The organism is Actinomyces sp. oral taxon 448 str. F0400, from assembly GCF_000220835.1.
Taxonomy (GTDB): Bacteria; Actinomycetota; Actinomycetes; order Actinomycetales; family Actinomycetaceae; genus Actinomyces.
In genome coordinates, this window is the sequence record NZ_GL985606.1 from 150,502 (window position 1) to 172,949 (window position 22,448).

Sequence of the window (22,448 nt, forward strand, 5' to 3'; positions counted from 1 at the left end):
ACGAGACCCGAAAGTCACCCGACCCCCGGAAGAATCCCCATGATCCAGTCACACCTCGTTGAGCCCACAACCGCCGTCTTCACACAGTTCACCGACAATCTACGGACCGATCTCGGCCTCAACGCCGACGACTGGTCCAACGAGCGTATCCTTTTCTACACCATTTCTCCCCTGCTCCTCAACCTGCACAGGGCCAAGCACCTCGGCCGTCTTCACGCGGACACCTCCGAGCAACGGTTCGAGGAGTTCCAGACCGACTCGGGAACGCATGATTTCCTCGAGGGCTTCAAACGAGACAATAAAGACATTATCGACCGGATCCTGGCCGACAACAACCGCGACCTGGCCTTCACCCGCTCCGCCGCCGCGGCACTCTCCCGGGACTGGTCGGCCCTGTTCGAGCACGGCTACGTCCCCACCGTCGAACCGGCCCGGCCGATCGAGGTCACCGCCATGGGCGACTGGCACGACCAGGAGCCCGCCGCACGTCTGACCGCCGCCGGCGTCCGCCTGTTCCGCAAGGGCCATCCCAGTGCGAATGCCGCCATGATGACGTCGGTCTGGGCGGCGATCATGGACGGCTCTGACGACTCGCTCCTGCCCCTGACGTGGGAGGAGTCATTCAGATCGGGGGGCTACACCTGGTCCAAGGAGGTCAGTCGACTGCCGCTCACCAGCCCCGAGGAGGCCAGCGCCTACTACGCGCGCCTCGGTCAACTGCTGTTTCTGGCCTATTTGCTGCAGACCAGCGACCTCCACTATGAGAACATTATTCCGCACGGGGACTGCCCCGTCCTCGTCGATTCCGAGACCGTGGGCTCCGTGCGGCTCCTCCCCGCCAGAGCGCCCACCGCGGCCGCGCTGCATATCGTCGACCGGCTGGCGGACAGCGTGCTCTTGACCGGCATGCTGCCGCTGGGCGCGGCGGACAGCGGCGCCCCCGACGTCTCGGCCATCGCCGCGAACGAGCTGCGCCGCGAGATCCGGGTTCTCAAAGACGTGGCGACCGACAATATGCGCTTCGAGCGCCGCATGAACATCACGAAGGTCACGGACCACCTTCCCTTCACGCGCGCACAGTCCAACGGGAAGGAGACCCGTATCCGGTACGATCACTATGTTCCGTCACTCCTCACCGGCTTCCGCGAGGCCTACAACGCCTACCTGAGGAGCACCGACGGTGTGGCGGCGGCCGTCTCTCAGTGGGCCGAAGCGTGCGTGACGCGCGTCCTGGCCAGGAACACCAGTGAGTACGTCGCCGTCCGTCAGGCCCTCGGCAGCCAGCGATTCAAGGGCCGTGCCGACGATGTACTCGACCACCTGCGCCGTTCGAACACCGCGCTCGCCGGGCCCCTCATCGACTCGGAGTGCGAGAGTCTGCGCGCGGGCCTCATCCCCTCCTTCCGCTGCGACCTCACGTCGAGGAACGTCGTCGACGAGAGCGGCCGCACGGTCTGCGTCCTCGACTCAAGCCCCTACAGCACGGTGCTCGACCACATGGCGGGACTGTCTGCCGCGGACCGGGACTTCCAGATGAACATCATCACCTTCGCCCTGGTCGGTGCCCAGCAGATGCAGGCCCATCGCTGGAGCGACCCCTCCCGCCGGGCCGAAGCGATCCGGCCCGCCCGCACCTCACCGGTCGCGACGGCCATCGACACCCTGCGCGAGCAGATCGGCGATGCTATGGTCACCGGCCCGGACGACTCCGTGAGCTGGGAGAGCGTAACGGTCGACGACAGGGACAATCTCGTCATCAGTCCCCTCTCCGACGGGATCTACAACGGCATCCAGGGCGTCCAGCACGCCCTCGGACAAGATGTCACCCCGGTCAGCCCCCAGATCCTGGCCCAGGACGCGTCACGCTCGGTCTACCTCGGCCCGTCGAGCCCCCTCCTCACCCAGCACTCGCCCGACATCGACCCGCGGGAGTCCGTCAAAGACGACTCCGTGTACGACGTCATAGGGGGCAGCGCCGGAATCATCCTCTCATGGCGCCACGCCCGGGACCTCGCGGAGATCGACGTGATAGACGCGCTGGCGCAGCACCTGGTCGACTCCCGGGACACCTCAGCCGACGTCCTCCAGTGGCCGCTGGAGCGAAAGAACCGGCTCAATAACGCCAGCTTCGCCCACGGAAACGCTGGAATCGGCACCGCCCTGCTCGTGGCCGGGGTGACAACCGGACGCCGGGAGTACGTCGAGGTGGGGCTGGCCGCCCTGCAGACCGACGAGCGCCTGCGCACCGCCGACGGCATGTGGCAGGACCTGCGCATAGAGGAGGCGCCGGCATCGAGCTCCCACTGGTGCCACGGGGCGACCGGACTGGCGGTCGCCAGGATCACCGCCCTCGAGCTCGACAAGCGCACCGGAGGCGATCTGCTCCCCGCAACCGTCCGCGAGCGCTTCACGGACGACCTGCGCCGCGTGGCCGACTACCTGATCACCGCAATCCACGACACCGAGAGCTTCTCGCTGTGCCACGGCGTCGCCGGCAGCCTGTTGACACTGGACTACCTCGACAGGACATCAGCCGTCAGCGGCTACCACGCCCGGATCGCACAGGCCTTCGCCGAGGTCGCGGCGTTCGGCCTGGGCGGGGACTGGCGCTGCGGGACGGATACCCACCAGTCCTACGCGCTGATGACCGGCCTGGCGGGCGTCCTGCACGCCCTGCACGTCCACGCGGGTCCCCGCCCCACGCTGGAGCCGCTGCTCCCCATCACGCCCGAGGGCATGACCTCATGAGGACAATACTTCAGCAGTCCGAGCGCGACTGCCTGCTGGCCTGCTTCGCCATGACGCTCAGCACGTACGGCATCAACAGGCAGCCGTGGCAGCTGATCAGGCAGACCACCGCCTTCGAGTCGGAGGGCATCTCCGCGGCGGAGCTGCGCGCCCTCACCGCGGGCTACGGCCTGCGGCTGCGGGCCAGACGCGGGAGCCCGTCGGAGGTCTGGAGAGCTCTCACGGCGTCCCGGGAGACTTCGATCGTGCACTTCACGCCCCACCACTATGTCGTGGTCAGAGCGGCGCGGAGCCGGCGGAAGATGCGGGTTCATGACCCGGCCATCGGCCGCTACGACCTCCGTGAGGAGGACTTCGAGGAGCGTGCGAGCGGCGCTATCTTCTCCTTTTACCCCCAGGATACCGCGCTGCTGGCGAAGCAGGCAGCGCGGACTCCGGGGAGGTATGCCCTGCGCCGCGTCGTCAACGCCCTGGGCCAGCGCAGCCACCTCATGATGCTCCTGGCCTACCTCCTGACGCAGGTCAGCGCACTCGGCCTGTCCTGGGCGCTGCGCGACCTGGTCGACCAGCACCGGAGCGCGGCAGTATCCGCCCTCTTGGTGACCGGCATCCTGCTGGCGTCCGTCCTGTCCGTCGTCACAAAGGTGCACGGGACTGCCGCCGGGGCGCGCTCCTTCGATGCGAGGTACTCCAACCGACTCTTCTCGAGCCTGCTCGCCAAGCCGCTGGCCTACTTCGAGCGCAACAGCCGCGGAAGCCTCATGGAAAGGCTCAGCTTCCGCTTCGCCATCCGTGACGCGATCATCGTCTCGGCCCTGCCGCAGATCGCATCCACGATCACGTCCGCGGTCATCATCGCCTACCTCGCTCTCCTCGACCCCTGGCTCGCCTGCGGCATCCTCGTCTGCTCGGCGGCGTTCCTGGCCATCAACCAGGTCCTCATAGGCGAGCAGAACTCGGCGAACGTCTCATACATCCTCAGGCAGCAGGAGTTCGGCCAGCTCGTTCAGCGCGACCTGGCGAGCATCGCCGACATGATCACCCTGGGGGTGACGGACTCGACCGCGACGGCGTGGGGGGAGTCCAACAGCAGGCTGACCGACTCCTACATCAAGGTCGTGCGGACGACCGGCTACTCGCAGGGGCTGTCGAGCATCTTCACGTTCCTGATCAGCGCCGGCCTGGCGCTCTACTCCGCCGCACGGTTCCAGTCGGGCGCCATGTCCCTGGGCACCCTCCTTATGATCCAGGTCGCGGGCGGCTTGGTCGCCAGCGGTCTGAAGGACACGCTCACCCTCGTGGTGACTCTGAACCAGGTCCGTCAGAATACCGACCGACACACGGAGATATTCGACAGCACCGATGCTCAGCACTTCGTGGACCGCACTGTCGCGTCCCAGGACCTGATCGAGGCGGATGCGCTGACCATCGGGTTCGGGCGGAACCGGGTCATCGACGACGTCAGCCTGAGGATCGCCCCGGCGTCCAGGACATTCATCGTCGGGCCGTCGGGAAGCGGGAAGTCCACGCTCCTCAAGGGGCTCGTCGGCCTCCTCCCGCACACGGGTACCATCGCCCTGTCCCCCGGCCTCAGGGACCATCTGGGGGTCGCCTTCGCGGAGACGCGACCGGGAGGGGAGTCCGTCCGGCAGGCCCTCGACCCGCGCGGGGTCGGCCTGACGGACGACGATGGCCGGGCGGCTCTTGAGGCGGTGTCCCTGAGGGGACGGGTGACCCGGCTCCCGCTGGGGCTCGACTCCTACGTCTCCGAGGACGGGACCAACTTGTCGAACGGGGAGAGGAGGAGGCTCGCCATCGCCAAGGCGCTCGCGGCCGGTGACAGCCTCGTCCTGCTGGACGAGCCGTTCATCGGCCTCGACGAGCAGACCGTCCGTACGGTCTTCCGCCAGACGATCGGCGAGGACCGGTCTCGGGCCTTCCTCATCGTCACGCACGACCTCGAGCTGATCGATGATGACGACGCCGTCATATTCGTCTCGGGATCGGGGACGATCACGGGTTCGACGCACGCCTCCCTGATCCGCCGATGCCCGGAGTACGCCGACTTCGTCGGCGCGGGGTCTGTCACGGCACGCCTTCGGGGCGGGGCGGGAGGAGACTCGTAGCATGGGCGCGGCGATTCTCGCACTGCTGGTAAGGAGGTTGCGATGACGCCCTGGGTCCCAGCGGTGCGACGGACGGTCCCGCACCTGCCTGAGGTCGTCCTGTCCGCGCTGTTCGTCGCACTGTTCCTCGTCTGGAGCTGGCTGGTCCTGACCGGGTGCACCGCCGCTGTCGACCGCATCCGCCCACTCTTCCTCCCGCCGCGCTCCTACGCGGGTCAGATCGCCGAGGCCTTCTCCCTGGTCACCCACCCCCTCGTCATTGTCATCGCCATCGCGGGTGTCACCGTCTTCTCCTTCAGGCGACGCATGCGGCGCCTGGCCCTGGCCCTGACCGTCGCCGCCGCAGGCATCCCCCTGCAGACGATCCTCGCCCTGACCACCCACCGCGCCCGGCCGCACACCGCTTTCGCCGACTCGATCTCTCACTTCGGGGGCGCCTACCCGGCCAGCCATGTCACCGCCATGACCCTGGGCGCCTGGGTCCTCGTCACTCTCACCCGTGCTCACCGGCGCCCCACCTCCTCGGTCGCCCAATGGGTCGGGGTCGGCGTCGGCGCCGTCGCACTGACCGCCGCGTGCCAGTGGATCATGGGCCTGGCCCACCTGTCCGACATCGTGGGCGGGCTGCTGCTGGGGGCCGCGGTGGCCAACCTGGCACTGAGCGCCGGCGGTGTCGACTCGATCCTGTCCGCCTGGGCGCGGCTGGGCCTACCGCGCGAGAGCACCGATAAGCGAGCCGCCGTCATTTTCAACCCGGCCAAATTCGACGACCTGTCGCTGCTGCGGCGCCGCGTCGAGGCCGAGGTGCTCGCCGCGGGGTGGAGCCCGACCCTCTGGCTGGAGACCACAGTCGACGATCCCGGTCACGAGCCGGCCGGGCGGGCGCTCGACGCCGGCGTCGACCTCGTCCTGGTGGCCGGCGGGGACGGAACGGTACGGGCCGTCTCCACCGAGCTGGCCGGCACCGGCGTGCCCATGGCGCTGCTGCCCTCGGGCACCGGCAACCTGTTGGCCCGCAATCTCGGCGTGCCTATGGACACCGACGCCGCCCTGCGCCTGGCGCTGCACGGGCGCGCCCGGGCGATCGACGTCGTGCGCTGCGAGACCGACGCCCCAGGCGGTGAAAGCGCGATGACCCAGCGCTTCGTCGTCATGGCGGGCCTGGGGCTGGACGCCCAGATCATGGAGGACACGAGCGACGACCTCAAAAGGGTCATCCGCGCCGGCGCCTACGCGGTGGCCGCGGTGCAGAACGCGGCGCCGGTCCCTTTCACTGCGACAGTCGCCCTCGACGACGGCGAGCCCGTCGAGCAGCAGGTGGTGATGGCGCTGCTGGGCAACGTCGGCACGATCACCGGCGGGGTGACGCTGTTCCCGCACGCCTCGCCGTCGGACGGCAAGGTGGACCTCATGCTCGCCAGCCCCGGAAAGGTGGCCGACTGGGCGCGGCTGGGGGCGCAGATCCTCACCGGCCGGGACCAGAAGGGCTTCTCGACGACCTCGGCGTCCCGGATGCGCATCGCGACTGATAGGCCGGTCCCCTTCGAGCTCGACGGCGACACCACCGGCACCACCCGCTCGCTCACGGTCGAGATCGAGCCCGAAGCGCTCCTGGTTGTCGCTCCCGAGGCGTGAGCGAGGATCGGAGGGCCCAGCGGTGGCGTTCCCGGTCCGGCGCACCTGATCGAGCGGGCGAGACGGCGCCGCGTCGTCGCAGCAGGTCGAGTCGGTCCATGTCCGTTCGGCATGTCTCCCTCCCATGCGGCTCGCGCTCAGGAACCTGAGGAGGGATCGGCTGACCCGACGGCTCGGGCAGAATCAACGGGCTGAGTCGGCACGATCAGCTCAGCCGACTCAATCAGGAAGGTCTCCAGGGCCGAGCGCCCGACCGGGGACAGGCCGGCGCGCAGCTCGTCGTCGACCTCCCGTGCGGCATCGATGCCGCGGGCGAGAAGCCGGCGTCCCTCCGCGGTGATCTCGATCGTGCGCGCTCTGCGGTCGGTGGGTGAGCGGACCCGGCGAACAGCTCCGAGGTCGACGAGCCGGTCCACGAGCGAGACGACCAGGCTCGGGGCCACATGCATCCGGAATGCGATCTCCCGCTGAGACCGGGCGGTCCCCGCGTCGACAACGGCGAGCAGCCCCACCTGCTTGGGGGTCAGCCCGGTGCCGTCCATCCGCTCGGAGAAGGACCTCGTGACCCGCGCGCCCAGGACTCCCAGCCGGAAGCACGCCGCCGACAGGATCGCCTCGCCGCCTTCTCCCCCACTCGTACTCGCTTCATCCGCTTCCTCCTCCACGAACATAATGTTACAGTACAGAATCATTCATTATTGAACGATCTGAGGTTGTGATCCTGATGCCCTGGTGGCTCACCCTGCTGAACTCGGTCGCAGGTGCCGGCTCCGCCGGCATCGCGGCCGCAGCCGCGGCACGGCCGGAGCTCATCGCGCCGCCCGGGACCGACCCCAGCGCCCGCTTCTACCCGACCATGTACGCGGCACGAGCCGTGCCCTTCGGGTTGCTGGTCACCGCGGTCTGCTGGCTCGCGTCCGCGTACCCGCTGACTCCGTTCATCCTGGCCGTCGCCGCGCTCGCTCAATTCGGAGACGCCGTCATCGGCGGCCTACGGCGTCTTCCGGGCATGGCGGCGGGGGCGGCGCTCGCCGGCGTCTGCCACGCCGTCGGCGCTATCGTCCTCTTCTGATCGGCCGTGCCGGGTCGGCCACTATCCGCCGCCTAAATGAGCCGAGGAGATTCCATTAAGCTCTGTCCGTGGGCCGAGAGCGCGTGCTGCTGACAGAGGGGTCGAGTCTGACGGCCCGCGAGTTCGTTACCGTCCTGGGCATCCGCGGATTCGAGGTGGAGGTCGCCTCCCCGAGCCGATTCCCGCTGGCGTCGTTCAGCAGATGGTGTCGAGCCGTGCACCGCCTGCCACCTGCCGGGACCGACCCTGTCGGCTACCTGCGCGCTCTCGACGCCCTGCTGGCCACCGGGCGCTACGAGGCACTGCTGGCCACCCATGAGCAGGCGTGGCTACTCGCGGCAGGACAACGGCACCTGCCGCACGCCACCGGGCGCCTGGCCGTCGCCAGCGCAGAGGCCTTCGCACGGGTGCAGTCGAAGATCGCCTTCGCTTCCCTGTGCGATCAGCTCGCCATCCCCCAGCCGACCTGGAGCGAGGTGCGCGAGGAGGAGGACCTGGACCGTATCGAATATCCGGTGTGGGTCAAGGCCGCCCACTCGACCGCTGGACGCGGTGTGCGTCGAGCCCGAACGCGTGCAGAGGCGGTCTCGGCGTGGCGGGGTCTCGCTCACGCCGGGGCCGAGGGGGCGGGCGTCATGGTGCAGGCTCCGGCCGCGGGGGCCTACCGGCAGGTTGCCGGGCTCTTCGAAGGCGGCCGGCTGGTCGCGGCCGCCTGCTCCCAGCGCATCGGGACCGGTGCGGGCGGCTCCGCGGCGGCCCGCCTATCGGTATCAGACCCGGATGCGGTCGGAGTCGTCACGCGTCTGGGGGCGGAGCTGGGCTGGCACGGCGGTCTCACGTGCGACTACTTCCGCGACGACGCTGGACGTAACCTGTTCATCGAGTGCAATCCCCGCACCACCGAGCCCGCCAACGCCGCTGCGGCGGGTGTCGACCTGCCGGCGCTCTCCATCGCCCTGGCCACCGGTCGTCCACTGCCCCGGCGTCCGCTCATCGCCAGGGCCGGAGCGCGCACACGCTCGACCATGGCGCTCGCTCTGGGCGCGGCCGAGGCCCAGGGGACCCGCCGAGCGGTCGCCGGCGCGCTCAAGCGGGCCCTGACCGCTCGTCCGCCCCTTCAAGGTAGTCGCGAGGTCCTGACCCCCGTCCTGCGGGACCCGCCCAGTGCGGTCGCTGCCCTGGCCGGCGTCGGCACCGTCCTCGTGCGGCCCGGCGCCGTCACGGCTCTGGCGGGCGGCGCCGTCGACGCCTACGCCATCACGCCGCGCACCATCGCCCGGCTGGCCTGAGCACCGGCACCCGCTCCAAGCCGAGCCCCGCATCCCGTCATCGATCACGATCCGAAATAGCAGGACACCCACGTAGACCGCGTCGACCGCGTCCGTCACGAGGCCGCCATGACAGCGCCCGCGAAGGCCCACGGCAACGTGCGACGGACCACCAGTACCGCTAGTACCGCCGCCACCGGCGCCCAAGAGCACCACACACAAGCATGCCTTTCCGGGACGATTCGCTCTGCCACGGCAACCTTGGAAACTGGACGGCCCTCCGCCCGGTCGCAACCCGGACCGAGGCCCACGAACCCCTGGTCCCCTGCCTGGCTGAATCAGTCATCGCCACTACGAACCGGTCGAAGGCCGCTCGGAGAATCAGACCCGGATCCCCGCCGACTGCCTCTCGAAGTCCGTGACACGCTCACAGCACTGAGCAGCCGGACGCTGAACCTATGGACTGAGATCGTCGGACACGCACATCCACGAGGCGATGCGCGAAGTGAAGAACGCCGAGCAGGACGATCAGCTCAGGCCCGAGGTGTCAGTCGCGCACACGCGCAGGCGATGGCCATCAGGATCGACGGCAACGAAGGTGTAGCCGAAATCGAGCTCGGTCGGCTCCAGCATCATGGGCACGCCCAGCTCCCGCCACCGGGCATAGATGCGGTCGACATCATCGCGACCGACATCGCTCAGCGACAGCTCGCTGCCACCCACGTGAGGCTCGGCCGCAGGCTCAATCGCCGCCGCCTCCTGCAGACAGAGGGTCACGGCCCGCGACAAGGCGAAGACGGCGAACCCCTCAAAGGTCTCCTGCGGCCCGCGTCCGAGGATCCTGGAGTAGAAGGCGGTGCTGAGTTCGACGTCGGCGACGTAGAGGATGATGCTGTTCGGGCAGAAGTCCGGCATAGCCAGTCCTTATCTCACGACGGCCGGGGCGGCGCCCCGAAGAACAAAGCCGACGCTAACAGCGGTCGGCGACACCGTGCGGGGCACGCAGACGCTCGGCCCGGGCGACGCTCACGCCTCGACCACGCGGGAGCTGCTCGCGGGCCTGCCGGTGGTCATGGTCGCCCTGCGCCGAGAGACTCGGACCGAGCCGGCCGCCGAGCCCGCGTACATGAACCCCTTCGGCCCGGCCTGGCACTTCCTCGTCGCGGGGTTCGGCATGCTCACCGCACTGGGGATCATCAGAGTCGTCACCGGCTTCCTCGTACACGACCTCCTCGCTCTGGACGCGGACATGACGGCCTCGTCACCGGCGGGGCGCTGCTGGCGGCCGGCATCGGGCTGGTGCTCGCCCAGAGCGTCATCGTGCCGCGCTCGAGGTGGGCACCCCCCACCCTGCTGCGCGTCGGCACCTGCCTGGGGGCCATGGGCTTCGCCCTGCTCGCGGTTGACGGCGGACTCGTGCTCATCGTCATCTCGGTGACGATGATCGGCATGGGCATCGGCATCGCCACGCCCGGCTACACGGCGGGTCCCACGCTGCTCATGAGCCGTACGGCGCCGACGGCGGCCAGGGCGGGGAGACGGCGGCCAGGGCGGGGATGAGGCTGGGCGGGTCCCGGTGAATCGGAGCGAGGACCTCGCGGCTCCCCCGCAGGGTCCGCGATCAGGCCGGCGCGACCACCCCCAGCCCACGGCGACGCGCGGCGATCCGCATCTCACGGTCGTACGTGAGAAGGGCATCGGAGCGGATGTCCAGGGCGACCGTCAAATGAATGGCGTCTGCGGAGCGCAGCCCCGCCGAGTCTCCGGCGGCATTCAGCAGATGCTCCCTGGAGACGTCCACGAGCTCGACCCCCGACAGCAGCGTCGCGACCGCCTCCTCGTCCAGTTCGCGACGGCGCCTGGCGGCGCAGTGGAGTTCCGTGGAGAGAAGAAAGGACGAGCACAGGGCGATATCGCCCGCACTGTCAGGACTGTGCGACACGGTTTGATTGAGCCATTGTGCCAACGGCTCCGACTCATCCTCCTCGATGAGGAGCTTGAGCGCCGCGGACGTATCCAGGTAGTAGATCGTCACCGTTCGCCGCGCAGATCATCCAGCGCATCCCGAGATGCGATGCCGGTTGCGCGCTTCAACCGGGCGAAGTCCACACGGGCCCTCGGAGTGACGGCCCCGCGCCGCCTGAGAAGAGCAAGACGCTCGCCGCCCATGGGAGAGAGCAAAGCCACCGGCTCCCCGTTGTTGGTGACTTCGAAGGTCTCCCCTGCTTGAACACGACGAAGGATCGACGCACTGCTATTGCGCAACTCGCGATGCGTAATCGTGGTCGACACGGCCATCACCTCGTCGCAACCGTAGCACACGAGTCCTCGGAGTGACGCTCCCGCGCCGCACCACTTCGAAGCGATCGACTCCAGCCTCGGCCTGCTCGAACTGCAGGGTCACCGCGGGCAGAGGCGTCCGTCGGGCCCGAACGCGCACCGAGGCGGCCTCGGCGTGGCGGGCCCTGAGGGCCGCGGAGGCTCCGGGAAGGACTGGAGAGCGCGGAACCGCGAGCGCCGTTCAGCTCTGGCGGACGGCGCCGTCGACGCCTACGCGATCACGCCGCGCTCCATCGCCCGGCTGTCCTGAGCGCGGCCTCCGCTCCCGGCCGGGCCCCGCTCCGGCGGCGGCGCGGTAGCCTGTCGTCATGCCGGTCCCGATCCGAATGACGAAGATCCACCACGCCTGCCTGACGATCGACGACGGGAGCACGAGGATCCTGCTCGATCCCGGGAAGTTCGGGCCCCGCCCGGGCCTGGACGGAGTCGACGCCGTGCTCATCACCCACCGGCACGTCGACCACCTCGACCCGGACCTCGTCGCGGAGGCGCTGCGTCGCGGAATCCCCGTCTGGGCGCCGGGGGACGCGCTCGGGGACATCGGCGTTCCCGACGGGATCGAGGACGGCGGCCTGCACGAGGCGGTTCCGGGCACGACGCTGCGCATCGGCTCCCTGCCCGTCCAGGTGGCCGGCGAGCGTCACGCCGAGCTGCACCCGGCTCTCCCGGGTCCGGAGAATCGCGCCTACCTGATCGACCAGCGGCTGTTCGTCACCGGCGATGAGCACCCGGTCCCGCCGGGCCGTCTCACCACCCTGGTCACGCCCGCTGACGCGCCCTGGCTGCGCGCCACCGACCTGATCCGCTACGTGCGCGACGTGCGCCCCGAGCTCGTCGTCGGTGTCCACGACGGCCTGCTCAACGCGGACGGGCTCTCGGTCGCCCGCCACGTGATCGACGCGCTGCGGAACGAGGGCGCGACCGGGGCCACCATGCTCGCCGACGGCGAGTCGATCGACATCCCCCGGGGCTGAGAACCATCGCGCGTCGGGGCCGTTCAGGGGCGGGAGGCAACGGCGCAGCCCGCGGTAGAGGGGCCTCGGGCCGGGGGTCATGTCCACCGGATCGCAGTCCGGCTCCTCGAGCCGATCGCTCTTCTCCCACCAGGTGGGGAAGTCGTCGTCGGTCACGACGTGCCTCGCCGATGAGGATCTCCTGGGGTGGAGCCGCGCGATGCAGGCTGATCCGCCGCCGACGTGGGCGCCCCGGGCGCCATCGCGTCCCGGTGGCCCTAGACTGGCGCCGCCCAGTCCTCGACCCGCAGGAGCCGCACCCATGGACCTCTCCCCCGCAGCGTCCCTGCGCTCGCGCATCACCGTGGCTCTGGGCCGCACGGCCCGTCTGGTCTCCCGTCTGCGCGGCGGCGGCTCGGGCGGGACCGCGCTGCCGGGCCTGGTCGTCGAGAAGACCGATCCCGGCTTTCTGGCCCGCACCCTGGGCCAGCTGCCCATGGGCGTGATCGTCGTCTCGGGCACCAACGGCAAGACGACGACGACCAAGATGGTCGTTCAGCTCCTGCGCGAGCAGGGTCTAACGGTGCTGACCAACCGCTCCGGGTCGAACTTCGTGCGCGGGGTGCTCGCCTCCCTGCTCACCGAGGTGGACGCGGGCGGCCGTGTGCATCACGACGTCGCCGTCCTGGAGCTGGACGAGGCCCACGCGGTGCGCTTCGTCCGACTCGTCAAACCCCGCCACGCCCTGTTGCTCAACGTCATGCGCGACCAGCTCGACCGCTTCGGCGAGATCGACTACACCGCCTCCCTGCTGCACAAGGTCGCCCTGGCCACGACCGGCTCCGTCGTCGTCAACGCCGACGACCCGCGCCTGGGCGCCGCCTCCTTCATCGGCGATCTGAGGGCCCGCGTCGCCGCCTTCGGCGCCGGCGAGGCCCTGCGCGCTCTGTTCGTCTCCGACGACGACCTGCGCACCGGGGCCCGGGCCCAGGAGCCGCGGGCGAGCGGAGCGGCCAAGGAGGCCGGCGAGGAGGGCGCCCCCGTCCCGCAGGCCCCGGCGGCCCTCGCCCCGCGTGTGAGCCTGGAATCCCTGCGTGGCCGGGACGCCGTCGTGCGCGTGGACGGAACCGACCACGACGTGACCTTCACCATCCCCGGCATCCACAACCAGCTCAACGCCTGCGCGGCCCTGGCCGTCGCCCTGGAGGCGCTGGGCGACAGAGCGGACCTGCCGGGGCTGCTGACGACCCTCGCCCGCGTCCAGGCGGCCTTCGGGCGCGGTGAGGTCCTCGCCCTGGACGGCCGCGACGTGCAGCTCTCGCTCGTGAAGAACCCCGCGGGCTTCCGCATGGGACTGCTCACCGCCGCCGAGGCCGTGCGCTCCGGCGGCCCCGAGTCGGTCATGATCGCCATCAACGACGAGTACGCCGACGGCCGCGACATGTCCTGGCTGTGGGACGTCGAGTTCGCGGGCCTGCGCGCCGAGGGGGTCGCCGTGGTCACCGGGGTGCGCGCCTGGGACATGGCGCTGCGGCTGCGATACGACGAGGTGCCCGTGGGAACGGTCGAGCCCGACCTGACCAGGGCCGTGGCGCTCCTGCGCGAGGCCGCCGGGAAGGCCGATGACGGGGCGGGCCGCCCCATGCGCATCTTCACCACCTACACCGCCATGCTCGCCCTGCGCGCCCACCTGGCCGAGCTCACCGACGTCGAGGAGGCCCTGACATGAGCGAGCCGACCTACCCGCACACCACCGAGGGCGCCGCCCGCGGGCGCCTGCGCCTGCTGCAGCTCTACCCGCGAGACATGAACATCTACGGCGACTGGGGCAACGCCCTGGTCCTGGCGCGCCGCGCGCAGTGGGCGGGCTACGACGTCGACCTGCTGTCCTACGACCCCGGCGACGAGCTCCCGGAGGACGTCGACCTCCTCGTGGGCGGCGGCGGCCAGGACTCCGGACAGGAGCGCATCAAGGAGGACCTGACCGCCCGCGGCCCGCAGCTGCGCGCGTGGGCCCGCGACGGCATGCCCATGCTCGTCATCTGCGGGCTCTACCAGCTCTTCGGGCGCCACTTCGTCACCGGCACCGGCGGGCAGATCCCCGGCATCTCGATCTTCGACGCCGAGACCGTGGCCGGCAGCGGGCGCTTGATCGGGAACATCACCCTGGAGTCGAAGGATTTCGGCAGGATCGTGGGCTACGAGAACCACTCGGGGCTGACCACTCTCGGTCCCGAAGCGCGCCCCTTCGGGCGGGTGACCATGGGCGACGGCAATAACGGCAGGGACCGCACCGAGGGCGCGCGCGTCCACAACATCATCGGCACCTACCTGCACGGCTCCCTGCTGCCCAAGAACCCGGCCGTGGCCGACTGGCTCCTGGCCCGCGCCGTCGAGCGCGCCGGCGGGACGTGGGAGGCAGACGGGGTGGACGAGCGGGCCGACGTCTGGGCCGAGAGGGCTCGTAGGGTCGCCGCGAGCCGGCCGCGCTGAGATCGCCTCGGCTCAGCGGTGCCGTGCCCGGCGAGCTTCCGGTTCCGCGCACTCATTCGTGGTAGCTTCCGGTTCTGCCCACTCGTTCGAGGCTCGTGGAGGCCGTCCATGTCCGAATCCATCGCACACCAACCGCACGCAGAGGTGCTCGCCGGCCCGGACGCCGAGCAGGAGCTCAGCGGGATGGGACTGGCAGTCGCTCCCTTGTCCCGCGCGTGCGTCGAAGGGCTGCGGACCGCCGTCAATCAGCACTCGTCCTTCGAACCGAACATCGCCCTGGGGTTCTCCATCTGGGCGAAGATCGTGGGCTCGCTGCGCACCCTGCTCGACGAACGGGGGTGGCGATCCCCCGACACCGTCAACGCCCCGCGGTCAGTCAACCCGGACGGCACGATGGCCATCGCGGCGATCGGTGGCGACGAGAACACCGCATGCGCGAGTTCCGATCCGAGCAATGCCCGCGCTCGTCGGAAGGGGTCGACGTTCGACGCCGAGGTCAAGAACAATGGGGAGGGCAGCAGCGCTCCCGGATTCACCCAGCCCTGCCTCGACCTCGCCCTAGGCGACCTGGGCGACGACGGCACTCGATTCAACGGCTTGCGCACGTGGATGCTGCTCTACTTCTGGGACCGCAGGGCCGATGAACTGCGTCTTGAGCTGTCGCTGCCGATCGCCTGCGAGGACGGTGTCGTCACCCGGTGGAAGACCCGCATCATTCTGCCCGCGCAAGACCTGTCGAGCCACGATGATCTGCGCAGCAACGACGACGTGCCGTCGCCACCCGCGCAGGACGTGGACTTCGAGATCACCGCCATCTCATGACCCTGGAGCCCTCGCGAATCATCCTGGCGAGACAACGAGCGGGCCTGCCCAAGACCGCTCTGGCCCGAGCGGCGGGGGTCGCTCCGCGTACGGTGACGACCTGGGAGTCCAGAGGGGCCCCCTCATCACGGTTGAGCGACATCGCCGGCGCGACAGGAATGCCGGCCGAGTTCTTCTCCGGTGGAGCGATCGACCTGCTCGAGGAGGATCGAATCTTCTTCCGGGCACGACGACGCTCGCCCTCCGCCCTCCTGCACCGATCAGCGGCCTTCGGATCTCTTGGCATCGGGTTCTACGACTCCATTCGCCGGCGCTTCAGAACTCCTGCGCTCAGCATGCCCGAGGCGGAGCCGGGCGACTCTCCCCGACAGGCCACGCGGGCCCTGCGCCTGGCCTGGAGAATGGGGATGGGACCCGCTCCCAACCTGGTCCAGCTGGCCGAGGCCCACGGTATCCGGGTCCTCGGCATCCCGCTGGCGGACGCCGCGGTCGATGCCTTCAGCTTCTGGGCGCCCGACGGACGCCCTTTCGTCTTCCTGTCCCGGATCAAGACGGCGGAGCGCTCGCGCTTCGACCTGGCTCACGAGATCGGTCACCTGGTGCTCCACTGCGACGTCACTGGAACCGGGGAGACCACCGACCGGGAGATCGAGCGCGAGGCCGATGTCTTCGCCGCCGAGCTCCTCCTGCCCACCGAGGCCCTGCGCGCCCGCGTCCGCGGCGCGCCCTCCATCGAGGACCTCATGAGGATCAAGAGCGCCTACGGGGCCTCGGCCATGGCGGCCGCGCGCTCGATCCGCGACGCCGGCCTCCTGTCGGAGTGGGGCCATCGCCAGCTGGTGGCGACGCTCACGTCACGAGGATTCCACACGGGCGAGCCGGGGAGCGCTCTGCCCTATGAGAAGTCGCGGGTCTTCAGCACGGTGCTGGAGCGCCTGAGGGCCGAGGGGGTCGCGGTGGCCGACTGGGCGAAAGGCATCGGTCTGCGGCCCGACGACGTCGCGGACTTCATGTTCGGGCAGGCTCTGCGCGCAGCGCCCGACGCCGACGCCGCCTCCCCGCAGGATGTCTCCGGCGGTGGCGCTTTTCCACCGGCCCGGCCGAGCCTCCGGGTTGTGACATAGGCGGGCGCCGGCCCGCGTGCTCGCCATTCCGTACTCACCCCGGTCCTCCCGGAGGACCCGGCAACATGCCGGGACCATCCCCCGTCGAGGCCTCTCTCCTCTAGGCTCGACGCATGGCGACTCCCGAATTCCGGAGTGGGGGCGGGTGGTGACCGCCCAGTGGCCCCACTGGGCGGTGGCGACCACGGGCGGCGACGGGAGCCCTCCCAGGGGCCCTGGCCAGAGGATGGGCTCGGCCCTTTGTGCGGCTGTTCAATCCGTCCACCGTCGTCGCGATCCTCGTGCTCTTCGCCTACGCCCTCCCGTGCATGGCCACGGCCGCAGCGATGCACTGCGACACCGCCACCCGGAAATAGCCGGCCATCGCCTGCACCTGCATGCTCGTCACCACCTGGGTCACGGCGGCGCCCCACGCGCTCATCACCGTGTTCATATGATTGTGACGATGACCGGACACGCGACAGGACGTTCAGGGGAGGTGGGGCAGCCGTGCCCGTCGTTCCCACGCACCCGGTGACCACGCCGGACCCCGACGTGCTGCGGTGGGTCGTCCCCGACGGCCTGCTGCCCTTCACCGGGGAGGTGGCCCGCGCACCGGCTCTGCTTCAGGCCCTCATCGACGACGGCACCCTGAGCTCCGTGCGGGTCGACGGCGGCGCGGTGCTCACTCTTCTGGGGCCCGGCCGCAGCTGGCGCCAGGAGGGGGCCCGGGTGCGCAGTGCGCTGGTGGACGCCCTGGGCGCCCCGGGCTCCTGGGAGGGCGGCCAGGCGGCCCACGCCTCCGGGCCCGACGACGCCCTGGAGTCCGCCGCCCGGCAGATCGCGAGCGGCTCACTGGGATCCTTCGTCAACAGCCACGGCGGCTCGCTGATGGTGCGCTCGGTGCGCGACGGCGTCGTCGAGATCTCCATGGAGGGCGCCTGCGACGACTGCCCGGCCGCCGAGATCACGATGCACGCGCGCTTCGAGCACCTGCTGCGGCGCCGCTGCCCCTGGCTGGTCGAGGTCCGCCGGGTCGAGGGGTAGGGGGCATCGGCCTCGTCGCCGCGCCGGGCCCGCCCCTCCTTCGCCGAGCCGCCTGTCCATCGCCGAGCCGGGCGGAGGTCGCGCAGCCCCACCGTTGTCTGCTGGGCTTCGCGACGTTCACCGGGTTCAAGGCTGTGGGGCTCGCTGTGCGCCGTGGTCAGGGCAGGGGCGACCAGAGCGACGGCGAGCGACGCAAGATCGACCTGAGCCGTGTCAGAGAGACCACGATCGCCTGACGATAGAGAAGCCTCACCTTAAACTGCTGTGGACGATGCGCATCGTCCGCATCGAGACCGAGGACAGAACAGGACTCTGAGGAACTCCGACGATATCCGAGGACATCATGGCGACAGCAGTCTCACAGCACAGCACATCGACCTCCACCGGCACCGCGAGCAGCCCGCCTCCGGCGGAAAGATTCCTCTCCGACCTGCGCGTGGGCACCACGAGTCGCGTGGTCGGCCTTGTGAAGGACACGGCCAGCGGCCCCATCATCAGGCGGCTGAGCAACCTGGGCTTCGTCCCCGGCAGGGTCGTCACCCCGTTGCGCCGCGCCCCACTGGGCGACCCGGTCGTCTACCGTGTGGCCGACTACGAGCTGTGCCTGCGCCACCACGAGGCCCGCATCGTCCGGGTCGAGACCATCACCAAGGCCGACAAGGACGTCGAGGCCGCGGCGGAGTCCGCCCCCGCGGCCGAGGCGGAGACGGGAAAGACGGTGCCCTCCACCGAGCCGGTCGCCGGAATCCTGGGAGAGGAGCAGCGCCTATGAGCGACCACTGCGCCGCCCATGAGGTCCCCGGCGCCCCGGACTGCCACTGCGGTTCCTCCAACTCCAAGACGCTGGTGGCCGGGGCCCGACGCATCGCCCTGGCGGGTGCCCCCAACGCCGGCAAGACCTCGATCTACAACGCCCTGACGGGCCTGCGCGCCAAGACCGGCAACTATCCCGGCGTCACCGTCGCCCGGTCACTGGGGACCTGCCGGATCAGCGGGACCGACCTGACGATCGAGGACCTGCCGGGCGCCTACTCCCTGGACCCGATCAGTCCCGACGAGCAGGTGGTGCGTGACGTCCTCACCGACGCCTCGCAGGCCGTCTCCGTCCCCGACGCCCTAGTGGTCGTCGTCGATGCCACGACGCTGCGGCGGGGGTTGAACTTCGTGGCCGAGGCCCTCGCCCTGGACCTGCCCACCTGCCTGGTGGTCACCATGACCGATGAACTCAGCCGCCGCACCGGGAGACTCGACGTCGAGGCCCTGGGCCGGGCCCTGGGGATTCCGGCCGTACGAGTGGTCGGCAACCGGGGCATCGGCATGCCCGATCTGCGCAGGCGTCTCACCGAGGTCGCCGACTGGCAGCGCCCGCCGCTGCCGCCGCCCACCGACCCCGGTGAGGTCGCCTCCTGGGCCGACTCGATCCTGACCGCCGCCGACTACGAGGCGCCCCAGCAGGACCGCGCCACGGCCGCCGTCGACCGGGTACTGCTCCACCCGGTCCTGGGGTCCCTGGTGTTCTTCGCCATCATGTACGTCTTCTTCCAGGCCATCTTCTCCTGGGCCGAGCCCTTCAAAGGGGCCATCGAGGACGGCTTCGGAGCGCTGGGGACCGTGGTGCACGGCTGGCTCGACGACTCCCACCCCCTGCTGGCCGGGCTCCTGGGCGACGGCCTCATCGGGGGCGTGGGCTCGGTGCTCACCTTCATCCCCCAGATCATCACCATGTTCCTCATCATCGCCGTCCTGGAGGGCGTGGGGTACATGTCGCGAGCGGCCTTCCTCATGGACAAGATCATGAGCCGGGCCGGGCTGGAGGGGCGGGCCTTCGTGGCGCTACTGTCCTCGTTGGCCTGCGCGATCCCCGGGATCATGGCCACCCGCACGCTTCCCAGTGCCAAGGACCGGGTGGCCACGATGCTGGCCGCCCCGCTCATGACCTGCTCGGCGCGCCTGCCCGTCTACGTCCTGCTCACCTCCATCATGGTGCCCGGCGACGCCAGGATCGGGCCCCTGGGAGCGCGCGGCACCGTCATGTTCGCGCTCTACCTGCTGGGCGCGGTCTCCGCGATGGCGGCCGCCTGGGTGGTCAAGCGCCTCACCGACCGCGGCGGGGTGCTCCTGCCCTTCTACATGGAGATGCCGCCCTACCGGCTGCCGCGGCCACGCGCCGTCGCGCTCATGGTGTGGGACGCCTGCAAGGGCTTCGTGAAGAAAGCCGGCACGATCATCACCCTGACCACCATCATCCTGTGGGTGCTGCTCAACGTCCCCATGCGCTCCGAGGAGCAGTTCAGCGCCCACTGCGCCGCCAACGCCGAGTGCGCATCCGTAGCAGCAGCGGTGGAGGAGCCGTCGTCGTCCACCGTCAAGGGCGACGACGACGAGACCGTCACCGACCCCGAGGAGCTGGACAAGCTGCTGGAGGCCCAGAAGACCTCCTACACGATGGACAACTCCTGGGCCGCCAAGGGAGGCAAAGCGGTCCAGCCGGTCCTCGAGCCACTCGGCTTCGACTGGCGCATCAACGTCGCGGTGCTCTCCTCACTGGCCGCACGCGAGACCTTCGTGGCCACGCTCGGCCAGATCGCAGCCGCCGAGGACCCCGAGGAACCCAGCGCCCACCTGGCCACCATGACCTACCAGCAGGACACGCTGACCAACAAGGCCGGCGACAAGCTGTTCAACCCCGCCACGATCGCGGCAATCCTCGTGTTCTTCGTCTACGCCCTCCAGTGCATGGCCACGGCCGGCGCGATGCGCCGCGAGACCGGCACCTGGAAATGGCCGGCCATCGCCTATACCTACATGCTCGTCACCGCCTGGGTGATGGCCACACTCACGCGGTTCATCGTCGCCATGCTCGTGTAGGCGGGCGAGGACGGCGAAGCCGACCGTCTAGGCTCGACGCATGGCGACTCCCGAGTTCATCGTGTCCCTGCGGCAGAAGATCGGCCACGAGCAGCTGTGGCTTCCCGGCGTGAGCATCATCGTCGTCGACGACGCCGGCCGTCTCCTGCTGGGGCGGCGGGCTGACAACGGGCAGTGGGCCGTGGTCTCCGGCATCCCCGAGCCCGGCGAGCAGCCCGCGACGGCGATCCGGCGCGAGTGCCTGGAGGAGACCGGCGTAGACGTCGAGATCCTGGCCCTCATCGGTGTGGAGGCCGGTCAACCGATCTCCTTCCCCAACGGCGACAACTGCGTCTTCATGGACATCAACTTCGTGGGACGCCCCCGCCCGGGCACGACGGCGCGCGCCCACGTGGCCGACGACGAGTCCACGCACGTGGGCTGGTTCCGCCCCGACTCGCTCCCCGAGCCCCTGTCGGACTCCAGCGCCGCCCGAATCAGAGCGGGCCTGTCCTGGCTGGCCGACCCGGTACCGGGAGCCCGCTTCCGCCCCGCGTTCTGACAGCGCCCTCCTTCCTCCGGCCAGGGCCATTCCAAGCGTGCGGGAGCCGGTACCCTGTCCCCGCACGCGCAGACGGCACCCACCGGCGGAAAAATATCCCCCGGCCGCGACGGAGGTAAGGCGGTGGTCAAGCCTCGGGCACCTCGATGCCGACGCGCCGGAGGCCCTCGGCCTGCTCGCTGCCGGGGTCCAGGGGCCTGGCGGCGGTGAGGACGACGCGCACACCCTCGGGGGTGGCGACCTCGACCTCCCGTGAGTTCCACGGGGTGATGCGCGGGCCGGTGACGCTGCCCGGTCGGAGCCGCTCGCAGGCCTTGGCGATCTCGTCGATCTGGGACAGGACGCAGGCGAAGCTGACGCTCATCGCGGGGCCGGTGGCCGGGGTGGGCTCCTGCGGGGCCGGAACCAGGAGGACGTCCTGGAAGGCCCAGCGGCGCAGGTGCACCAGTCGGCCGGGAATGCTGAACAGGGTGAAGAAGCCCAGTGCCTCCGTCCAGAAGTCGACCGAGGCGTCCAGGTCCAACGTCGGGACGGTGATGAACATCGGCATACCGTAAATGCCGTGGAAGGGCTCCGGCGGCCGGGCGTCCTCAGCAGGGACAGGGACGGGGCTCATCTCGAAGGCGTTGAAAGTGCTCATGCGCGCAGCCTCATCCCTCACGCCACGTAAGGTTCAAGACAGATCCGAGTTGCGGTTCCATCTACTCACCACCGCTGCCGACGGCCCCGCAGCGGGGCGACATCATAACGGCATCATCGCGGAGGCGACGAGGTTGCTGTGCGGCAGCGGCTCGTCGCGGCCGAGCGCCCGACACCAGTCATCGGTGGTGGCCACCGCCGCCCAGTTGGAGTGCAGCAGCGCCATCATGGTGGCGTGCACCGTGCGAGCATTCGCCCTTCCGGCGCAGTTGCGCAGGTTGATGGCGCCGACGGCGTCGGAGAGCACCTCCGTCGTCAGGCCGATCGTCTCGCCCCAGGCCGCTGAGGCCAGGATGCAGTTGTTCGCCATGAACCCGACGAGCGTCACGGTGTCAACGTCCTGCTCGTGCAGCCACGCGGCGAGGTCTGTTCCCGCATAGATCGACCCGCGGCGCTTGACGACGCGCTTCCACTGGGCAGTCCGTCGGCGCTCGATACACGGGCAGAGCTCGAAGCCCTTCCCGCCGGGGTTGAAGATCGTGCCGCCGGGCGGGCCGGCGTGCTGCACGCAGGCCACCGGGAGGCCGGCGTTCTCGGCGACGTCAAGTGCCCGCTCGATCCGCTCCAGGCAGTCGCTCAGGCTCGGGTGGCGGATGCGCAGCGGCAGGTGGGCGTACTCGTTCTGCACGTCGACCAGGACGAGGGCCCGGTGAGGGGCGGTTCGGACCAGTTCATCGAGATCAGTCACGGTGTCTCCAAAGGTGTGCGCCTTGGCGCAGTGGTTGCGTGGTGA

Annotated in this window: 23 protein-coding genes; 16 read left to right on the forward strand and 7 right to left on the reverse strand. The window is 69.9% G+C overall.

Annotated elements, in window-relative coordinates:
• The first annotated feature begins 39 nt into the window (after positions 1-39).
• From HMPREF9062_RS00705 to HMPREF9062_RS00715, 3 genes are read left to right on the forward strand one after another with little or no spacing between them, the layout of a single operon-like run.
• Positions 40-2,748: a DUF4135 domain-containing protein gene (locus HMPREF9062_RS00705; protein ID WP_009409677.1), complete on the forward strand. Its 2,709-nt coding sequence runs from the start codon at positions 40-42 to the stop codon at positions 2,746-2,748.
• Positions 2,745-4,874 (forward strand): ATP-binding cassette domain-containing protein, encoded by a 2,130-nt coding sequence (locus HMPREF9062_RS00710; protein WP_009409678.1) that lies wholly within the window; start codon positions 2,745-2,747, stop codon positions 4,872-4,874. The genes HMPREF9062_RS00705 and HMPREF9062_RS00710 overlap by 4 nt, the downstream gene beginning before the upstream one ends.
• A gap of 42 nt (positions 4,875-4,916) precedes the next feature.
• The gene (locus HMPREF9062_RS00715) at positions 4,917-6,509 is read left to right on the forward strand and encodes a bifunctional phosphatase PAP2/diacylglycerol kinase family protein (protein ID WP_009409679.1); all 1,593 of its coding nucleotides are present in this window, start codon (positions 4,917-4,919) and stop codon (positions 6,507-6,509) included.
• Between the two features lie 137 nt (positions 6,510-6,646).
• Here HMPREF9062_RS00715 and HMPREF9062_RS00720 read toward each other — a convergent pair whose 3' ends face one another.
• Positions 6,647-7,201 carry a MarR family winged helix-turn-helix transcriptional regulator gene (locus HMPREF9062_RS00720; protein WP_009409680.1) on the reverse strand — a complete coding sequence of 185 codons (555 nt, stop codon included), beginning with the start codon at positions 7,199-7,201 and terminating at the stop codon, positions 6,647-6,649.
• 32 nt (positions 7,202-7,233) lie between these two features.
• On the opposite strand from HMPREF9062_RS00720, the gene HMPREF9062_RS00725 reads away from it, so the two are divergent.
• Both HMPREF9062_RS00725 and HMPREF9062_RS00730 read left to right on the forward strand, forming a co-directional pair.
• Positions 7,234-7,581: a hypothetical protein gene (locus tag HMPREF9062_RS00725; RefSeq protein ID WP_034254401.1), complete on the forward strand. Its 348-nt coding sequence runs from the start codon at positions 7,234-7,236 to the stop codon at positions 7,579-7,581.
• Between the two features lie 68 nt (positions 7,582-7,649).
• Positions 7,650-8,870 (forward strand): carbamoyl-phosphate-synthetase, encoded by a 1,221-nt coding sequence (locus HMPREF9062_RS00730; protein ID WP_034253433.1) that lies wholly within the window; start codon positions 7,650-7,652, stop codon positions 8,868-8,870.
• 507 nt (positions 8,871-9,377) lie between these two features.
• On the opposite strand, the gene HMPREF9062_RS00735 is transcribed toward HMPREF9062_RS00730, so the two are convergent.
• Positions 9,378-9,764 (reverse strand): VOC family protein, encoded by a 387-nt coding sequence (locus HMPREF9062_RS00735; RefSeq protein WP_009409683.1) that lies wholly within the window; start codon positions 9,762-9,764, stop codon positions 9,378-9,380.
• Positions 9,765-10,148: 384 nt separating this feature from the next.
• Between HMPREF9062_RS00735 and HMPREF9062_RS13335 the strand changes: the two genes are divergently transcribed.
• On the forward strand, positions 10,149-10,409 hold the full coding sequence (locus tag HMPREF9062_RS13335) for a hypothetical protein (RefSeq protein WP_009409685.1): 261 nt from the start codon (positions 10,149-10,151) through the stop codon (positions 10,407-10,409).
• Positions 10,410-10,470: 61 nt separating this feature from the next.
• Here the strand turns inward: HMPREF9062_RS13335 and HMPREF9062_RS00745 are convergent, their stop codons facing one another.
• Together HMPREF9062_RS00745 and HMPREF9062_RS00750 are read right to left on the reverse strand one after the other, a co-directional pair.
• A complete protein-coding gene (locus HMPREF9062_RS00745) occupies positions 10,471-10,884 on the reverse strand; it encodes a type II toxin-antitoxin system VapC family toxin (protein ID WP_009409686.1) in 414 nt (137 codons plus the stop codon).
• Positions 10,881-11,141: a type II toxin-antitoxin system Phd/YefM family antitoxin gene (locus HMPREF9062_RS00750; protein WP_216584397.1), complete on the reverse strand. Its 261-nt coding sequence runs from the start codon at positions 11,139-11,141 to the stop codon at positions 10,881-10,883. Before HMPREF9062_RS00750 ends, HMPREF9062_RS00745 begins: the two co-directional genes overlap by 4 nt.
• A 163-nt stretch (positions 11,142-11,304) precedes the next feature.
• On the opposite strand from HMPREF9062_RS00750, the gene HMPREF9062_RS13740 reads away from it, so the two are divergent.
• The 6 genes from HMPREF9062_RS13740 to HMPREF9062_RS00775 all read left to right on the forward strand — a co-directional run bounded on the left by HMPREF9062_RS13740 (position 11,305) and on the right by HMPREF9062_RS00775 (position 16,581).
• Positions 11,305-11,439, forward strand: a complete 135-nt coding sequence (locus HMPREF9062_RS13740; RefSeq protein WP_009409688.1) for a hypothetical protein — start codon at positions 11,305-11,307, stop codon at positions 11,437-11,439.
• Between the two features lie 58 nt (positions 11,440-11,497).
• Positions 11,498-12,163: an MBL fold metallo-hydrolase gene (locus tag HMPREF9062_RS00755; RefSeq protein ID WP_009409689.1), complete on the forward strand. Its 666-nt coding sequence runs from the start codon at positions 11,498-11,500 to the stop codon at positions 12,161-12,163.
• Between the two features lie 301 nt (positions 12,164-12,464).
• Entirely contained in the window at positions 12,465-13,871 is a 1,407-nt protein-coding gene (locus HMPREF9062_RS00760) for a Mur ligase family protein (RefSeq protein WP_009409690.1), read from the forward strand.
• Positions 13,868-14,635: a type 1 glutamine amidotransferase gene (locus tag HMPREF9062_RS00765; RefSeq protein ID WP_009409691.1), complete on the forward strand. Its 768-nt coding sequence runs from the start codon at positions 13,868-13,870 to the stop codon at positions 14,633-14,635. Before HMPREF9062_RS00760 ends, HMPREF9062_RS00765 begins: the two co-directional genes overlap by 4 nt.
• Positions 14,636-14,743: 108 nt before the next feature.
• Positions 14,744-15,457 (forward strand): hypothetical protein, encoded by a 714-nt coding sequence (locus HMPREF9062_RS00770; protein ID WP_009409692.1) that lies wholly within the window; start codon positions 14,744-14,746, stop codon positions 15,455-15,457.
• Entirely contained in the window at positions 15,454-16,581 is a 1,128-nt protein-coding gene (locus HMPREF9062_RS00775; RefSeq protein ID WP_009409693.1) for an XRE family transcriptional regulator, read from the forward strand. The genes HMPREF9062_RS00770 and HMPREF9062_RS00775 overlap by 4 nt, the downstream gene beginning before the upstream one ends.
• 292 nt (positions 16,582-16,873) lie before the next feature.
• Here the strand turns inward: HMPREF9062_RS00775 and HMPREF9062_RS13745 are convergent, their stop codons facing one another.
• Positions 16,874-17,002 carry a hypothetical protein gene (locus HMPREF9062_RS13745; protein ID WP_291455090.1) on the reverse strand — a complete coding sequence of 43 codons (129 nt, stop codon included), beginning with the start codon at positions 17,000-17,002 and terminating at the stop codon, positions 16,874-16,876.
• A gap of 68 nt (positions 17,003-17,070) precedes the next feature.
• Here HMPREF9062_RS13745 and HMPREF9062_RS00780 point away from each other — a divergent pair, with 68 nt between their 5' ends.
• From HMPREF9062_RS00780 to HMPREF9062_RS00795, 4 genes are all read left to right on the forward strand, one after another.
• Positions 17,071-17,607, forward strand: a complete 537-nt coding sequence (locus HMPREF9062_RS00780) for a NifU family protein (protein WP_009409695.1) — start codon at positions 17,071-17,073, stop codon at positions 17,605-17,607.
• Between the two features lie 343 nt (positions 17,608-17,950).
• Positions 17,951-18,379, forward strand: coding sequence for a FeoA family protein (locus HMPREF9062_RS00785; protein ID WP_009409696.1), 429 nt, complete (start codon positions 17,951-17,953; stop codon positions 18,377-18,379).
• On the forward strand, positions 18,376-20,475 hold the full coding sequence (gene feoB, locus HMPREF9062_RS00790) for a ferrous iron transporter B (protein ID WP_009409697.1): 2,100 nt from the start codon (positions 18,376-18,378) through the stop codon (positions 20,473-20,475). The genes HMPREF9062_RS00785 and feoB overlap by 4 nt, the downstream gene beginning before the upstream one ends.
• Before the next feature lie 40 nt (positions 20,476-20,515).
• Positions 20,516-21,016, forward strand: coding sequence for an NUDIX hydrolase (locus HMPREF9062_RS00795; protein WP_009409698.1), 501 nt, complete (start codon positions 20,516-20,518; stop codon positions 21,014-21,016).
• Between the two features lie 127 nt (positions 21,017-21,143).
• On the opposite strand, the gene HMPREF9062_RS00800 is transcribed toward HMPREF9062_RS00795, so the two are convergent.
• Complete coding sequence (locus tag HMPREF9062_RS00800; RefSeq protein WP_009409699.1) at positions 21,144-21,656, reverse strand: VOC family protein; 513 nt, start codon at positions 21,654-21,656, stop codon at positions 21,144-21,146.
• 102 nt (positions 21,657-21,758) lie between these two features.
• Positions 21,759-22,403 carry an isochorismatase family protein gene (locus tag HMPREF9062_RS00805; protein ID WP_009409700.1) on the reverse strand — a complete coding sequence of 215 codons (645 nt, stop codon included), beginning with the start codon at positions 22,401-22,403 and terminating at the stop codon, positions 21,759-21,761.
• Positions 22,404-22,448: the final 45 nt, after the last annotated feature.

Coding starts and splice junctions, on each gene's coding strand:
- HMPREF9062_RS00705 (WP_009409677.1), top strand. CDS start 40: ATGATCCAGTCACACCTCGTTGAGCCCACAACCGCCGTCTTCACACAG.
- HMPREF9062_RS00710 (WP_009409678.1), top strand. CDS start 2,745: ATGAGGACAATACTTCAGCAGTCCGAGCGCGACTGCCTGCTGGCCTGC.
- HMPREF9062_RS00715 (WP_009409679.1), top strand. CDS start 4,917: ATGACGCCCTGGGTCCCAGCGGTGCGACGGACGGTCCCGCACCTGCCT.
- HMPREF9062_RS00720 (WP_009409680.1), bottom strand. CDS start 7,201: ATGATTCTGTACTGTAACATTATGTTCGTGGAGGAGGAAGCGGATGAA.
- HMPREF9062_RS00725 (WP_034254401.1), top strand. CDS start 7,234: ATGCCCTGGTGGCTCACCCTGCTGAACTCGGTCGCAGGTGCCGGCTCC.
- HMPREF9062_RS00735 (WP_009409683.1), bottom strand. CDS start 9,764: ATGCCGGACTTCTGCCCGAACAGCATCATCCTCTACGTCGCCGACGTC.
- HMPREF9062_RS00755 (WP_009409689.1), top strand. CDS start 11,498: ATGCCGGTCCCGATCCGAATGACGAAGATCCACCACGCCTGCCTGACG.
- HMPREF9062_RS00760 (WP_009409690.1), top strand. CDS start 12,465: ATGGACCTCTCCCCCGCAGCGTCCCTGCGCTCGCGCATCACCGTGGCT.
- HMPREF9062_RS00765 (WP_009409691.1), top strand. CDS start 13,868: ATGAGCGAGCCGACCTACCCGCACACCACCGAGGGCGCCGCCCGCGGG.
- HMPREF9062_RS00770 (WP_009409692.1), top strand. CDS start 14,744: ATGTCCGAATCCATCGCACACCAACCGCACGCAGAGGTGCTCGCCGGC.
- HMPREF9062_RS00775 (WP_009409693.1), top strand. CDS start 15,454: ATGACCCTGGAGCCCTCGCGAATCATCCTGGCGAGACAACGAGCGGGC.
- HMPREF9062_RS13745 (WP_291455090.1), bottom strand. CDS start 17,002: ATGAGCGCGTGGGGCGCCGCCGTGACCCAGGTGGTGACGAGCATGCAG.
- HMPREF9062_RS00785 (WP_009409696.1), top strand. CDS start 17,951: ATGGCGACAGCAGTCTCACAGCACAGCACATCGACCTCCACCGGCACC.
- feoB (WP_009409697.1), top strand. CDS start 18,376: ATGAGCGACCACTGCGCCGCCCATGAGGTCCCCGGCGCCCCGGACTGC.
- HMPREF9062_RS00795 (WP_009409698.1), top strand. CDS start 20,516: ATGGCGACTCCCGAGTTCATCGTGTCCCTGCGGCAGAAGATCGGCCAC.
- HMPREF9062_RS00800 (WP_009409699.1), bottom strand. CDS start 21,656: ATGAGCACTTTCAACGCCTTCGAGATGAGCCCCGTCCCTGTCCCTGCT.